The sequence below is a fragment of the Streptomyces sp. JLBJ103 genome (assembly GCF_058215575.1).
In genome coordinates, this window is record NZ_CM177089.1 from 7,402,882 (window position 1) to 7,416,928 (window position 14,047).

General features: G+C 71.9%; 13 protein-coding genes. 9 read left to right on the forward strand and 4 right to left on the reverse strand.

Annotated features, from left to right (window positions below; genetic code table 11):
- Positions 1-106 precede the first annotated feature (106 nt).
- From AC4BEG_RS32030 to AC4BEG_RS32040, 3 genes are all read right to left on the reverse strand, one after another.
- Positions 107-1,996, reverse strand: a complete 1,890-nt coding sequence (locus AC4BEG_RS32030; protein ID WP_490703153.1) for a propionyl-CoA synthetase — start codon at positions 1,994-1,996, stop codon at positions 107-109.
- 217 nt (positions 1,997-2,213) lie between these two features.
- The gene (locus AC4BEG_RS32035) at positions 2,214-2,444 is read right to left on the reverse strand and encodes a DUF6480 family protein (protein WP_490703154.1); all 231 of its coding nucleotides are present in this window, start codon (positions 2,442-2,444) and stop codon (positions 2,214-2,216) included.
- Positions 2,445-2,704: 260 nt separating this feature from the next.
- Entirely contained in the window at positions 2,705-4,210 is a 1,506-nt protein-coding gene (locus AC4BEG_RS32040) for an aminotransferase-like domain-containing protein (protein WP_490703155.1), read from the reverse strand.
- A gap of 95 nt (positions 4,211-4,305) precedes the next feature.
- Between AC4BEG_RS32040 and AC4BEG_RS32045 the strand changes: the two genes are divergently transcribed.
- Entirely contained in the window at positions 4,306-4,941 is a 636-nt protein-coding gene (locus tag AC4BEG_RS32045; protein WP_490703156.1) for a LysE family translocator, read from the forward strand.
- Here AC4BEG_RS32045 and AC4BEG_RS32050 read toward each other — a convergent pair.
- On the reverse strand, positions 4,899-5,882 hold the full coding sequence (locus AC4BEG_RS32050; RefSeq protein WP_490703157.1) for a helix-turn-helix transcriptional regulator: 984 nt from the start codon (positions 5,880-5,882) through the stop codon (positions 4,899-4,901). The genes AC4BEG_RS32045 and AC4BEG_RS32050 overlap by 43 nt on opposite strands.
- 601 nt (positions 5,883-6,483) lie before the next feature.
- Here AC4BEG_RS32050 and AC4BEG_RS32055 point away from each other — a divergent pair.
- The 8 genes from AC4BEG_RS32055 to AC4BEG_RS32090 are packed head-to-tail and all read left to right on the forward strand — an operon-like array spanning position 6,484 to position 14,023.
- The gene (locus AC4BEG_RS32055; protein WP_490703158.1) at positions 6,484-8,085 is read left to right on the forward strand and encodes an AMP-binding protein; all 1,602 of its coding nucleotides are present in this window, start codon (positions 6,484-6,486) and stop codon (positions 8,083-8,085) included.
- A 2-nt stretch (positions 8,086-8,087) separates the two neighbouring features.
- Positions 8,088-8,396: a phosphopantetheine-binding protein gene (locus AC4BEG_RS32060; protein ID WP_490703159.1), complete on the forward strand. Its 309-nt coding sequence runs from the start codon at positions 8,088-8,090 to the stop codon at positions 8,394-8,396.
- On the forward strand, positions 8,393-9,514 hold the full coding sequence (locus AC4BEG_RS32065) for a hypothetical protein (RefSeq protein ID WP_490703160.1): 1,122 nt from the start codon (positions 8,393-8,395) through the stop codon (positions 9,512-9,514). The genes AC4BEG_RS32060 and AC4BEG_RS32065 overlap by 4 nt, the downstream gene beginning before the upstream one ends.
- A complete protein-coding gene (gene trpA, locus AC4BEG_RS32070; RefSeq protein WP_490703161.1) occupies positions 9,507-10,349 on the forward strand; it encodes a tryptophan synthase subunit alpha in 843 nt (280 codons plus the stop codon). The genes AC4BEG_RS32065 and trpA overlap by 8 nt, the downstream gene beginning before the upstream one ends.
- A complete protein-coding gene (locus AC4BEG_RS32075; protein ID WP_490703162.1) occupies positions 10,346-10,720 on the forward strand; it encodes an ectoine synthase in 375 nt (124 codons plus the stop codon). Before trpA ends, AC4BEG_RS32075 begins: the two co-directional genes overlap by 4 nt.
- A gap of 41 nt (positions 10,721-10,761) precedes the next feature.
- The gene (locus AC4BEG_RS32080) at positions 10,762-11,901 is read left to right on the forward strand and encodes an acyl-CoA dehydrogenase family protein (protein ID WP_490703163.1); all 1,140 of its coding nucleotides are present in this window, start codon (positions 10,762-10,764) and stop codon (positions 11,899-11,901) included.
- Between the two features lie 38 nt (positions 11,902-11,939).
- Positions 11,940-12,629, forward strand: a complete 690-nt coding sequence (locus AC4BEG_RS32085; RefSeq protein WP_490703164.1) for a transglutaminase-like domain-containing protein — start codon at positions 11,940-11,942, stop codon at positions 12,627-12,629.
- A 17-nt stretch (positions 12,630-12,646) separates the two neighbouring features.
- Positions 12,647-14,023: a TrpB-like pyridoxal phosphate-dependent enzyme gene (locus AC4BEG_RS32090; protein WP_490703165.1), complete on the forward strand. Its 1,377-nt coding sequence runs from the start codon at positions 12,647-12,649 to the stop codon at positions 14,021-14,023.
- Positions 14,024-14,047: the final 24 nt, after the last annotated feature.

The following is a 14,047-nucleotide window of genomic DNA, read 5'->3' on the forward strand; positions in this document are numbered from 1 at the left end:
GAAGGCGCGGCAGGTCGGTCGAGGGTTACGTCGCCGGTTCCACCCACCACACAACCCCCACCTGCCACGCCCTGAGCCATGACGCGTCAGAACCTTGTCGCAGACCTCACTGGTGAGGTCCCGCGGGGCGCAGCACGGGCCGCAGCGCGTCCAGCACCGCCGGGTCCTCGATCGTCGACGGCACCGGTTCGTCGCGCCCGTCGGCGATCCCGCGCATCGTCTTGCGCAGGATCTTTCCCGACCGGGTCTTGGGCAGCGCGTCCACCACCGAGACGGCCCGGAACGCGGCGACCGGGCCGATCTCCCGGCGTACCGCCGCGACCAACTCCTGGTGGAGATCCTCCTCGTTGAGGTCGACGCCCGCTTTGAGCACCACGAAGCCCCGGGGCAGCTGGCCCTTGAGCTCGTCGTGCACCCCGATCACCGCGCACTCGGCGACGGCCGGGTGCGCCGCGAGTACCGCTTCCATCGCACCGGTCGACAATCGGTGCCCCGCCACGTTGATCACGTCGTCGGTGCGTCCCATGACGAACAGGTAGCCGTCCGCGTCGCGGTACCCGGAGTCACCGGTCAAGTAGTAGCCCTCGTACTGGGACAGATAGGCCTCGACGAATCGCTGGTCGTCACCCCACAGAGTAGGAAGCGCGCCGGGAGGCAGCGGGAGCCGGATCGCGATGACGCCCTCTTCCCCCGCGGGCAGTTCGGTTCCGCCGTGGTCGAGGATGCGCACGTCCCAGCCGGGCACCGGAACCGTTGCCGACCCGGGCTTTTCCGGCATCGGCTCCAGCCCCTGGAGGTTCGCCGCGATCGCCCAGCCGGTCTCGGTCTGCCACCAATGGTCGACCACCGGTGTACCCAGTTTCTCGTGCGCCCAGTGGTAGGTCTCGGGGTCGAGTCGTTCCCCGGCCATGAAGAGCGTGCGGAAAGCCGACAGGTCGTACTTCTTCAGCTCGGCGGCCTCCGAGTCGACCCTCTTGATCGCCCTCAAGGCGGTGGGAGCGGTGAACAGCGCCTTCACACCGTGGTCGCTGATCACTCGCCAGAACGCACCGGCGTCCGGTGTGCCGACCGGCTTGCCCTCGTACAGCACGGTGGTCGCACCGGCCAGCAGCGGTGCGTAGACGATGTAGGAGTGACCGACGACCCAGCCGACGTCGGACGCGGTCCACCAGACGTCGCCCGGACCGATGTCATAGATTGCGGCCATCGACCACAACATGGCGACCGCGTGGCCGCCGTTGTCGCGGACGACGCCCTTCGGCTTGCCGGTGGTACCGGAGGTGTACAGCACATACAGCGGGTCGGTCGCGGCCACCGGAACGGGATCGACCGGCTCGGCGTCGGCGACGAGCTCGGCCCAGTCCAGGTGTCGGTCGCCCAACTCCGCTCGCGCCGCGTCGCGCTGGAGGACGACGACCTTCTCCGGCTGATGGGTGGACAGTTCGAGCGCCGCGTCGACGATGGGCTGGTACTCCACGATCCGCGTCGGCTCGATCCCGCAGGACGCCGCGACGATCACGACCGGTTTGGCGTCCTCGACGCGGGCGGCCAACTCCTTGGGAGCGAAGCCGCCGAACACCACCGAGTGCACCGCGCCGATCCTGGCGCAGGCCAGCATGGCGATGACCGCCTCGGGCACCATCGGCATGTAGACGATGACCCGGTCGCCCTTGCCGACACCCAGCGAGCGCAGCGCCCCGGCGAAGAGCGCGACCTCGTCACGGAGTTCGGCGTAGCTGAAACGCCGGACCGTACCCGTCACCGGGGAGTCGTAGATCAGCGCGGTCCGGTCGCCGAGTCCGGCTTCCACATGCCGGTCCAGCGCGTTGTACGAGGTGTTGAGCTCGCCGTCGGGGAACCACCGCATCAGCGGTGCGCGGGAGTTGTCCAGGGCCCGGGTCGGTGGCCGGGTCCAGTCGATCGCCGCGGCCGCGTCCAGCCAGAACCCCTCGGGGTCCTCGAGGCTGCGGTGGTAAGTCTCGTCGTACGCGCCCATCAGGCGTCCTTACGTTGCTGGGTCGTGGAAAGTGTGAGCAGTCTGGCCCATGAACCGGGCGGCGGCCAGTGCCCCCGGTGTGGTGTCTGTCGCTGCGATGTATCGAGGTCCAGAGGGACGTCCGGGGCAGGGCCGACCCAGCACCGGGCGCGATCGGTGGGTGGATGGTTTGGGCCCGAACCTTAGTTGAACGGGGGCGGAGCCGTCCCGCGGCGTGTCACACGGCCGCGGCGAAGGCGATGCAGAACGCGATGAAGAACGCCACCAGGACCAGGATGACGAGGACGGGACCCTTGCTCCAGCCCTTCGTGGGGTTGTAGGACTCCTCGGGGACCGCGTCGGCCGTGCTTCCCTCCCCGGGAGGCGTCTCGCCGGGGGGAACGCCTCTCGCTGATGCCGCCGGCCCGGAGGTGCGACGGGGGTCCGGGTCGGGGTTTCCGTCACCCATGTCACCATTCTCCCTCTTTGTCGGATGCTGTGGAGCCTCGCGGCCGGCTACGGAGAGCGTCGCGGCTATGACGGAAGGCGAGCTGCCGCAGGTGGTCGGCGCGTCAGCCTCCGCCGAGAGGGTGCCGGGGGACGGGGTGGACGCAGCCACCTCCGCACTCCACGGCGCTGACGCCGGTGTCCGCGGCCACGGCGTTGATCAAGGAGCGGGGCGGCACGGCCCCCCGCGTCGAGTCCCCTACCGGCTGCTCCAGGGCGCTGTCAGGGACACAGATCCGCCCACGCGGCGGCGAGCCGGTCCACCAGTTCGGTGAGCCGTTCCTCGGGCAGGGTGAGGGGGATCCTGATGTGGCTGTCGTGCGCCCCGCTGGGATCCGTCACCGCTCCCGGTACCACCTCGACCCCGTGCCGCAGAGCCACTTGGGCGTACACCTGGGCATCGGTGTCGTGGGGCAGCCTCGCCCACAGCGCGGAGCCGCCCGGCTGCCGGTTCCACTGCCAGGCGGGCAGTCTCGCGGTGAGGAGTCCTTCCAGATGGTCCAGCCGGTGGCGCAGGGTCAGGGCACGGCGGGCCTTCAGTTCGTCCAGCCGCGGCAGCAGCCGGGCGGCGAGGGCCTGGTCGAGTACCGGACTGCCCAGGTCGGCCAGCGCCTTCAGCCGGGCCAGCCGCCCGACCACCTCGGCCGGACCGCGGACCCAGCCGATCCGCAGCCCGCCCCAGACCGCCTTCGCCAGTGATCCGACGGTGAGCACCTCGGCGGCCCCGCGCACACCGGGGCCCGTGACCGCCGTGGCGAACGCGGCGATGGGCGCGGGCTCCCGCGCACCCTCGTCGATGCCGATGTCGTAGGCGAGGTCCTCCAGGACGGGTACGCCGTGGTGTGCGCACAGTTCGGCCACGCGGCGGCGCCGCCCCGTGGACATCAGGACACCCGTCGGGTTGTGGTAGGTCGGCGTCACGTACACCAGCTCGGGGCGGTGCCGGGCAAGCGCTTGTGCCAGCCCGTCGACCCGGATCCCGTCCTGGTCCAGCGGCACCCCGTGCGGCAGGGCCCCGGCGGCGCGGAACACATCCAGGCAGCCTGGCCAGCTGGGGCACTCCACCACGACCCCCGAGCCCCTGCGCAGATACAACTGGGCCACCAGCCCCAGCGCCTGGGTCGCCCCTGTGGTCACCAGCACCTGTTCGGGGGCCGTGGCCAGCCCGGCGGCGGCGAAGTGGTCCGCGAGCGCGTGCCGCAGACCCGGCAGTCCACCGGGGTGGTATCCGGTGTCCGCCATGAGCCCGTCCAGGTCGGTGCGCAGCACGTCGTGCAGCGCCTCCCGCACCTCGGCCACCGCCGGTTCGGCCGCCATGGCCAGCGAGATGGTGTTCTCCCGGCGGTCCACCATCCGTTGCAGCAGCGCGGTCGCCCGGCCGCCGGAGACCCGGCCATCGGTCCCGGCCGGGCGGGGAACGGGGCGCGGGGCCACCCGGGTGCCGCTGCCGCGGCGGCTCTCCACCGCGCCGAGCGCCCGCAGTTCGTCGTAGGCCGCCACCACGGTGGCCCGGCTGACGCCCAGCGCCTTCGCCAGTCCGCGTTCGGAGGGCAGCCGGGCGCCGGCCCCCAGGTCTCCCGCGCGCACGGCGCGGTGCAGCGCCCGTGCCAGCTTGGTGTACAGCGGTCCGGGTCCGGCCATCCAGTCGTCGAGCAGGAGCAACAGCTCCGGTGGATGGGCCGCCCGGTCCGTGCCGAGGTCCGTCATCCGGTCCACTTCCCCCTTCATTGGCCCGGTCGGAAATCCTCCCGCTCCGTCAGGCTGGAGGGGACCCCACCGGAGGCAGCCTTCGGCCGTCGGTACCGTACAGCGCAGGAGGGCGCATGATCCCGGAGACCTCGCGGCTCCTCGCCTTCGTCGTCGCGTCGTTCGCCCTCGTCGTGATCCCTGGCCCCAATCTGGTCTACGTCCTCACCCGGAGCGTCAGCCAGGGGCGGCGCTCCGGGGTGTGTTCGGCGCTCGGGGTGGAGACCGGCACGCTGGTGCATATCGCGGCGGCCGTGTTCGGGCTCTCCGCCCTGATCGCGCGCTCCGAAGTGGCCTACGCGACGCTGAAGTACGCCGGCGCCGCCTACCTCCTCTTCCTCGGTCTGCGGGCCGTGCGGCAGCCCTGTGCGCTGGACCTCTCCGGGACGGCGGAGCGGACACCCCTGGCCAAAGTGTTCCGGGACGGGGTCCTGGTGAACGTGCTCAACCCGAAGGTCGCGCTGTTCTTCCTCGCCTTCCTGCCGCAGTTCGTGGGTTCCGGCACGGACACCGTCGGGGCGCGGGGCCAGATGCTGGTGCTGGGCGCGGTGTTCTTCGTGGTGGCGCTGGCCCTGGACCTGGTCTGGGCCGTGGCGGGCGGTCGTTTGGGCGGATGGCTGCGCAACCGCCCCCGGATCATGCGGCGTCAGCCGCATGCGGTCGGAGCGGTCTACATCGCGCTGGGACTGTTCGCGGCGGTTCCGGCGCTGTGATCGAGCCAGCCCAGTTCGTGTGCGCGCACCCCCGCCTGGAAGCGGCTGGTGGCGTTGAGCTTGTCCATCAGATCGGCGGTGATCCGGCGCAAGGTGCGAATGGATACGCCCAGTTCACGGGCGATGGCCTCGTCCTTGAGCCCGGCGTTGAGCATCTGGAGCACCGTGAACTGCTGGGTGTCCAGCGGTGGGGCGGTCTGCTCGCGGCCGGTGTCGGGGCACACGCTGTCCAGCGGGGTCGCCGAGTGCCAGCAGTGCTCGAAGACCCGGCGCAGCAGATGGGTGATGAGCGGGCCGCGGGTGACCAGGGCGGCCGCTTGGTCGGTGGTGCCGGGGGCCGGGGTGAAGGCCATCACGTCGTCGACCACGATGAGCCGGAAGGGGATGGTGGGGGCCAGCCGGATCTTCGCGCCGATGGCCTGGAGTTCGCGCAGATAGCGCAGACCGTGCGGGATGCGGCTGGTGGAGGCCAGGTGGATCGTGCGCATGGTCACCCCGCGCTTGATGACGCGCTGGTTGCGGGCGATACGGTCCGGGGTCCGGCTCTCGATCACCGGACCGGGCTGCATGCTCAGGACCTCGTTGACCGCGATCTCGGAGGAGTCCTCCAGTACTTCCGAGATCCTGTCCATCCCGGTGATCAGTTCCGCCGGCGCCAGGCTCCGCTGGTCGTGGTACTGATCGGCCAGTTCGGTGCACAGCAGCCGGATCGACTTGCGCAGCCGTATGGTGTCGGCCAGCCACATATCGGCCGACTCCTCGGCCATAAGCGCCAGTCTGGCCAGCGCCTTCTCGGTGGAGACGGTGGCGAGCCGGCCGGAGCCCGCGTCGGTGAGCAGCCCGACCTCACGCAGCAGATCGGTCGCTTCGCGGCAGGTGTCCGGGTCGAGGCTGGTGCGCTCACTTAACTCGCCCAGCTTCAGTGCCGGTTCCTTCAGCATGTTCCGATACAGGTCCGCAAGCACTTTTCGGTCCTCTTCGATATCCACGTGAACCCCCTTGCGGAAAAGCGGAATGAATCATTTTGCTGGCCCATGTGCGTCACGTCCCTTGTCGGCCAGCCTTGGTCACTTTACTGGGCTTTTTTCCGACAGCAGAGTTGTTCCGCAAGCACCTTCCTCACGGGATCTTCACCGCGGGGGAGTGGATCGGTTGAAAGGAGTGCGGAGGGACATGGCGCGAGGGACTGCATGCGGATCCGCCGGTGAGGCGGGACGTATGAGACGGGGGACGGTCAAGAGGGCATCGGCCGGAGCGGCGGCAGGCACGCCGTTCGCCACGGTCGCGGGGCAGCGGGGGGAAAACGCTTCCTGGGCGCGCCCGGACGGCGGGGACGACTTCGAGTGGGGCTGATCGCGCCGCGCGGCTGAGTCCGCGGCAACACCTTTCCGGCCATTGGGGTGCCGGCCCGGATTCAGATAGGCACCCATGTCAATTGTTCGGCGCTCAACATCTTGGCATTTCCTGACGCCGGGTGCTGAATTCGCCTGCCCCTTCCGCCGTTTCCCTTGCACGCGACCGCGTGCCGAGGAGGTCAGCCCCATGTCGAGTTGTCTGCCTGCGCGTATCGTGCGGCACGCGGCACACCACCCTGACGCACCCGCCCTGTTCTGGCACGGGAACACCACCGGTTACGGCGAGCTGATCGCCATGGCCGACCGGGCGGCCGCGTGGATCGGGGCACACCACGGCGGTTCCGCGGCCCCCGGGCCGGGCTCCGGAGCGCGACCGAGGCCCCTGGCCCTGGTGGCGAAGAAGTCACCCGAGGCCGTAGCGGTGGTGCTCACCTGTCTGCTGCTGCGCCGTCCCCTCCTCATCGCCTCCGCGGACCTCGGTGCGGAAGCGCTGTCCGCCCTGCTGGCGTCGGCCGGGGCCACGCGGCTGCCGGACCCCGCGGAGCTCACCGCGCGCCCCGGCGAGGGCGCCCCGCCCGTCCCCGCCGCGCCGTACCCGGCCACGGGCGACCCCGATGACATCGCTCTGCTGCTGACCACGTCGGGCTCCACCGGCATCCCCAAAATCGCGCCGGTCACCTTCGGCGCGCTCGACCGCTTCACCGCGTGGGCGGCCGGTCACTTCGGCCTCGACGCGCGGACGACCGTGCTCAACCACGCCCCCCTCAACTTCGACCTGTGCCTCTTCGACATCTGGACAACGCTCGGCAGCGGCGGCTGCGCCGCCCTGGTGGACCAGGACCTCGCCGTCAACCCCGCCCATCTGGAGGGGATCCTGCGCGCGCGGCCCGTCCACGTGGTCCAGGGGGTGCCCCTGCTCCACGCCCTGCTCGCCCGGACCGCCGCGGGCGGTGACGCCTCCCACCTCGCCCCCGTCCGGCACGTCCTGATCACCGGTGACGCCATCTCCGGACCGGCCTTCGCCGCCCTGCCGCCGCTCTTCCCACGGGCGCGCTTCCACAACGTCTACGGCTGCACCGAGACCAACGACAGCTTCGTCCACGAGATCGACCCCCAGGACCCCATGCCGCACGGCACGCTGCCCCTCGGCCGGCCCGTGGCGGGCACCCGCGCGTGGATCCGCACCGAGGACGGCGGGGTGCTGCACGGCCCCGGACGCGGTGAACTCGTGGTGCGCACTCCCTTCCAGACCCCCGGTTACCTCGGCGCCGCCCCCGCCGTCAGCCCCTTCGTCCCGCATCCGCAGGAGCCGGCCGGCGGTCCCTGCTACCGCACCGGCGACCTGGTGCGCCGGCACCCCGACGGCACGCTGACCCTGGAGGGCCGCCGGGACTTCGTGGTGAAGGTGCGCGGCGTCCGCGTCAACACCGCCGAGGTCGAGGCCGCCCTGTGCGCGCACGACGGGATCGAGGAGGCCGCGGTCCTCGCGCTCCCCGACGACGACGCCGGGAAGGTGCTGCACGCGGTCGTGCGCCGGGCACCCGCGGCCACGCTCGACAGCCTCACCCTCCGCCACTACCTCGGGCAGCGGTTGCCCCGCGCCGCGCTGCCCCGGACCGTGCGCTGGTCCGGCGAGCCGCTGCCCCGCACCTCCACCGGAAAGCTCGACCGGACCGCGCTGACGGACGCCCTTGGGCCATCCGTCCCGCGTGCCCCCGCGGCCGTCGGCGCGCCCGCCGCCCGCCTGTCCGCGGACATCCGCCGTACCAGCCAAGGAACCGGAGACTGACCATGGCCCGCAGCACGCAGATCAAGAAGTACCTGATCGAGCAGTTCTCGCTCGAGATCCAGCCGGACGAACTCGCCGACGACTACGACCTGCTGGCCGGCGGTGTCATCGACAGCCTGGGCCTGCTCACCCTGGTGAGCTGGCTGGAGGACACCTACGGACTGAACGTGGACGTGCTCGACGTCGCGCCCGACAACTTCCGCTCCGTGAAGGCGATCGACGCCTTCTGCGACGCGGCGAGCGCGCCCGGCCCGGCCGCGGGGACGGCGGGTGCGGCGGAGGCCTCCGCCACGGGAGCGCACCGGCCGTGAACGAACTGCTCCCCGCCCTGATCGCCCGCGACCGCCCCGTACCCGTCCATGTCTGGGCCGAGTTCTGGGAGCGGCTGCGGACCGGTGACGGCCCGCCCGGCGAAGCCCTCGCCACGCTGACCGCGATGTCCACGCTGCTGCCCGACGCCGAGACCCTGGACGCCTTCCTCACCTCGCTCGACCAGCGGCGCGACACCGGCCCGCGCGACACCGGCCCGCGCGACACCGGCCCGCGCGACACCGGCCCGCGCGACACCGGAGCGCTGCCCGCCACCTGGCCGGGCACGGTCAACGTGGTCGGCACCGGCGGCGGTCCGCCCACCGTCAACCTCAGCACCGCCGCCGCCCTGCTCGCCGCGACCCTCGGGGTACGGATCGTCAAGACCGGCTCCCGCGGCTACACCGGCCGCACCGGATCGGTCGACGTCCTGGAGCGGCTGGGCATCCCGCTGGCCGCCTCCTACGCGCAGTGCGAAGACGGCCTGGACCGCCACGGCATCGCCTTCGCGGGCGGATTTGTCTACCCACCCGAACTCACCATGCTCGCCCGGCGCATCCTGCCCTACGGCCTCAGGCACATCGGCCGGGTGGTCAACATCCTGGGGCCGCTGCTGGCCCGCGTTCCGGTGGCCGCACAGCTCACCGGGGTCTCGGACAGCCATGTGCACACCGTCCTCACCGGTCTCGCCGCCCGGCGGGTACGCCCCGGGCACCGGCTGTGGCTGCTCTCCAACGACCTCGGCGTGGATGAGCTCGTCAGCTTCACCGACAACGCCGTCCAGCCGCACGACGCCCCCGGCTTGCGCATCGGCCCGAGCACCCTGCCCGCGCTGCGCCCCGCCCGGGGCACCCTCGCCGACCTCGCGCCCGCACCCGAGGGCACGCCCCCCGCGACCCGGCTCAGGGAACTCCTCGCCGGCCGGGGGCCGGAGGCCGGCTTACACACCATCGCCCTCAACGCGGCCGCGGCCGCCGTCATCGGCGGCGCCCGGCCGGACTGGCCGACCGCCCTCGCTGACGCGCTGGACGCGCTCGCCGACGGCGCCGCGCTCGGTCTCGTCGAGCGGCTGACCGCGCCCCGCGCGGGGGCCGCGGCCTGGGCGGTCGGCCATGGCTGAACTCGCCCTGGAACCCCGCCCGTTCTTCGCCCGCCGCGGACCGCACGACCCCGGGCTCGCGGTGTTCCTCAACGCCGGGGACCCGGGCCCGCCGGAGGTCTTCGCCGCAACTCTGCTCGCCCTGGACGACGCCGGGGTGGACTGCGTGGAGCTGGCGGTGCCGTTCCCCGATTCGGTCACCGACGGCCCGGTGATCCGCCGTTCGGCCCGCCGGGCCCTGGACAGCGGTGCCGATCTGGCGGCGACCCTGCGGCTGCTGGCCGACGTCCGCCCGCGGATGCGCCACACCGCGGTGGCCCTGCTCGCCGACTGGCGGCACACCGTGGCCCCGCTCGGGCCGCCGGAGTTCCTGCTGCGGGCCCGGGACAGCGGGGCGGACGCGGTGCTGGTGCACGGAGCGCCGCCCCGGGCCCGGCCACGGTGCCTGGAGGCCGCGGACCGCATCGGCCAGCCGATGGTGACGACCTGCTACGCCCGGTCCGAACCGGCCGTGCTGGAAGAGGCCGCCCGCACCGCGTCGGCCTATCTGTACCTCGTCGCCCACTACGGGCGCACGGGCGCCACAGCGGTCCAACCGGCCCCCCTGGGCCCGGTTCTGGCCCGGCTGAGGAAGCTGACCGACGTACCGCTCGCGGTGGGCTTCGGCGTCCGCGGCGCCGCCGACATCGCCGCGCTCGGCCGCCAGGGGGCGGACGCCGCGGTCGTCGGCACCGCCCTGGTCGCCCGGCTGGAACAGGCACTGCTGGCCGGTGAGGACCCGGTCGCCGAGGCCCGCGCCTGCGTCGCGGACCTGCTCATCAGCACGTCAGACACATCCAACGGGAGGAAACCATGATCGTCCGTCAGCTTGCGGAGGTGCCGTCCGTCGAGTGGGGCAACGGCCTGAGCCGTCGCTTCCTGCTGGCCTCGGACGGCCTGGGCTACACGGTCACCGACACCGTCGTCTCGGCCGGGAGCAAGTCGCTGCTGGAGTACAAGCACCACCTGGAGGCGTGCTACTGCATCTCCGGCAGCGGCGAGGTCGTGGACATGGCCGGCGACAGCCACCCCATCACCCCCGGCACCCTCTACGCGCTGGACCAGCACGACGCGCACTGGCTGATCGCCCACCCCGCCGAGGACCTGCGGCTGGTCTGCGTCTTCTCCCCGGCGCTGCGCGGCGACGAGAAGCACTCGCTGAGCGACGCCGGCTCCTCCCACTACTGAGCACCACTGAGCACACACGACAAGAAGACGCAGGAGCCCCAGTGATCGAATGGTCCGAAGAGCAGACGCGGTTGCGGGACGGACTCACCCCCTGGTTCGAGAAGTTCGCGGCCCAGCACGACCGTTACGACGCCGCCGCCGAGTTCCCGCGCGGCCCCTGGGAGGCCGTACGGCACAGCGGGCTCCTGCGGCTGCCGTTCGGCGAGGAGTGGGGCGGGCTCGGCCAGTCGCTCCTGACCACCATGTACGTACTCGACGCCCTCGGGTACGGCTGCCGCAACGGCGGGCTGAACTTCTCCGTCACCACCCACATGGTCAGCACCGGAGTGCCCCTCCAGCGCTTCGGATCCGCCGCCCTCAAGCGGCGGTACCTGCCGGACGTGTGCGACGGTTCGCTGATCGGCGCCCACGCCATCAGCGAACCGGACGCCGGGTCGGACATGATGAACATGCGGACCACCGCCGCGCGCGACGGCGACACCTATGTGCTGCGCGGCTCCAAGACGTTCGTCAGCAACGGCCCGGTGGCCGGTCTGGTCGTGGTGTACGCCCGCACCGACGCCGCCGCCGGACCGCTGGGGGTCAGCGCCTTCCTGCTCCGGCGCGACACCCCCGGCCTGGCCTTCGGCAGCCCCATCGCCAAGATGGGGCTGAAGTCCTCGCCGTTCTGCGAGATCTTCCTCGACGACTGCCGGGTCCCGGCCGACGCCCTGATCGGCCGGGAAGGCAGCGGCTTTCTGATCCTGGACCACGTCATGCGCTGGGAGATCCTGTGCTCCTTCGCCGTGACCCTGGGGGAGATGCGGCGGCGCCTGGAGCGCTGCGTGGCCTACGCCAAGGAGCGCCGGGCCTTCGGACAGCCGATCGGTGGCTTCCAGGCCGTCTCGCACAAGATCGTCGACATGAGGATCGGTGTGGAGAGCGCCCACAAGTGGCTCTACGACACGGCCGAGAAGCACACCCGGGGCCAGAGCGTCACCGCCGACCTGGCCATGGCCAAACGCGTGGTCAGTGAGGCCAACGTGGCCTCCGCGCTCAGCGCCGTCCAGATCTTCGGCGGCAACGGCTACACCGCCGAGTACGGCCTGGAGCAGGAACTGCGCAACGCGGTGGCCGGGACCATCTACTCGGGCACCTCCGAGATCCAGTCCTCCCGCATCGCCGCCACCCTGGGCCTGTGAGCCCGCCGCCCGACCATCCACCGAGACGACGAGGCCCCATGGAGACCGACCCCGCACTCGCCCGCACCGCCTTCCTGGACCACGACGCCCCCGACGTACGGGACTTCGTCCAGCGGGCCCTGCGCGACACCGGCACCGGCGACCGGGAACGCGCGGTGGCGCTCTACTACGCCGTACGCGACGGGATCCGCTACGAGATCTACGGCGCCGACCTCTCCCGGAACGGTCTGACCGCCTCCCAGGTGGTCCGCTCCGGCAAGGGGCTGTGCATCCACAAGTCGGTGCTCTACGTGGCCGCGCTGCGCTCGGTGGGCATCCCCGCCCGGCTGGTGTTCGCCGACGTCCGCAACCACCTCTCCTCGGAGGCGGTGCGCGCCCGCGTCGGCGGCGACGTCTTCCGCTACCACGCCTTCACCTCCCTGCGGCTGGACCGGTGGCTGCGCGCCACCCCGGTCTTCAACCGCCTGCTGTGCCGCCTGTACCGGATCGAGCCCATGGAGTTCGACGGGACCGCCGACAGCGTCTACCACCCGTACGACGAGTCCGGCGAGCACCACATGGAACTCCTGCGGGAGCACGGCGAGTTCGACGACCTCCCCTACGACGAGGTGCTGACCGGACTCCGGGCCGGACACCCGCGCCTGTTCGCGGCCGGAGGCGGCGACCGGTTCGTCGCCGGCTCGCTGGAAGCCGACGCGGCCGGCCCCGCCGCGCTGCCCGCCCACTGACCGAGAGGAACGTCGTAGTGGAATCCGTCAAGTACCAGCTCAGCGACATCCAGATCCCCCGGGCCTGGTACAACATCGCCGCCGATCTGCCCCGGCTCGTACCGCCCCTGCACCCGGCGACCGGCGCCCCCGCCTCGGTCGACGATCTGACCGGCATCATGCCCAAGGAGCTGGCCGAGCAGGAACTGTCCACCACCCGCGAGATAGAGATCCCGGACCCGGTCCGGCAGCTCTACGCCCAGTGGCGGCCCTCGCCGCTCTTCCGCGCCCGCCGTCTGGAGCGCGCCCTGAACACCCCCGCGCGGATCTACTACAAGTACGAGGGCGGCAGCCCGGCCGGCAGCCACAAGCCCAACACCGCCATCCCGCAGTGCTTCTACAACCAGCAGGCGGGCATCCGGCGGCTGACCACCGAGACCGGCGCCGGACAGTGGGGTTCGGCCCTCGCGTTCGCCGGCGCCCTGTTCGGGATCGACGTCCAGGTGCACATGGTGCGCGTCAGCTACCACCAGAAGCCCCAGCGCCGCGCCCTGATGCACGCCTACGGCGCCACCTGCCTGCCCAGCCCCTCCCGCGCCACCGATGTCGGCGGCCGGATCCTCGACGACGACCCGGACTGCCCGGGAAGCCTGGGCATCGCCACCTCCGAGGCGCTGGAGCTGGCCATGAACGACCCGCACACCAACTACGCGGGCGGCAGCGTGCTCAACAACGTCGTGCTGCACCAGACCCTGATCGGGCAGGAGGCCATGACCCAGCTCGACATGGCCGACGACTACCCCGACCTGGTCGTCGGCTGTGCGGGCGGCGGCAGCAACCTCGGCGGGCTCGCCTTCCCCTTCCTCGGCGCCCAGCTGCGCGGCGGCGACTCGGTCCAGGTCATCGCGGCCGAGCCGGAAGCCTGCCCCTCGCTGACCCGTGGCACGGTCGCCTACGACTTCGGGGACGCCACCGGGCTCACCCCGCTGATGCGGATGCACACCCTTGGCCACTCCTTTGTCCCGCCGTCCATCCACGCCGGCGGGCTGCGCTACCACGGCATCTCCCCGCTCGTCAGCCAGGCGCTGTCGGAGGGGCTGATGGAGGCGCGCGCGGTGCCCCAGACCCGCTGCTTCGAGGCCGGGCTGGCCTTCGCGCGCAGCGAGGGCATCGTTCCGGCGCCGGAGTCCACGCACGCCGTGCGGGTGGTCATCGACGAGGCCGTGCGCTGCCGCGAGGAGGGCAGACCGCGGGTGATGCTGTTCGGCCTGTCCGGACACGGCCACTTCGACCTGGCCTCGTACGAGAAGTACCTCGCCGGTGAGTTGAGCGACGAGGCGTTCGACCCCGAGGGGGTGGCGCGCTCGCTCGCCGCCCTCCCGGAGGTCCCCGGCCCCGCCGGAGCGGAGAACTGAGGCGCTGTGCTGCTCAAGGTGTGC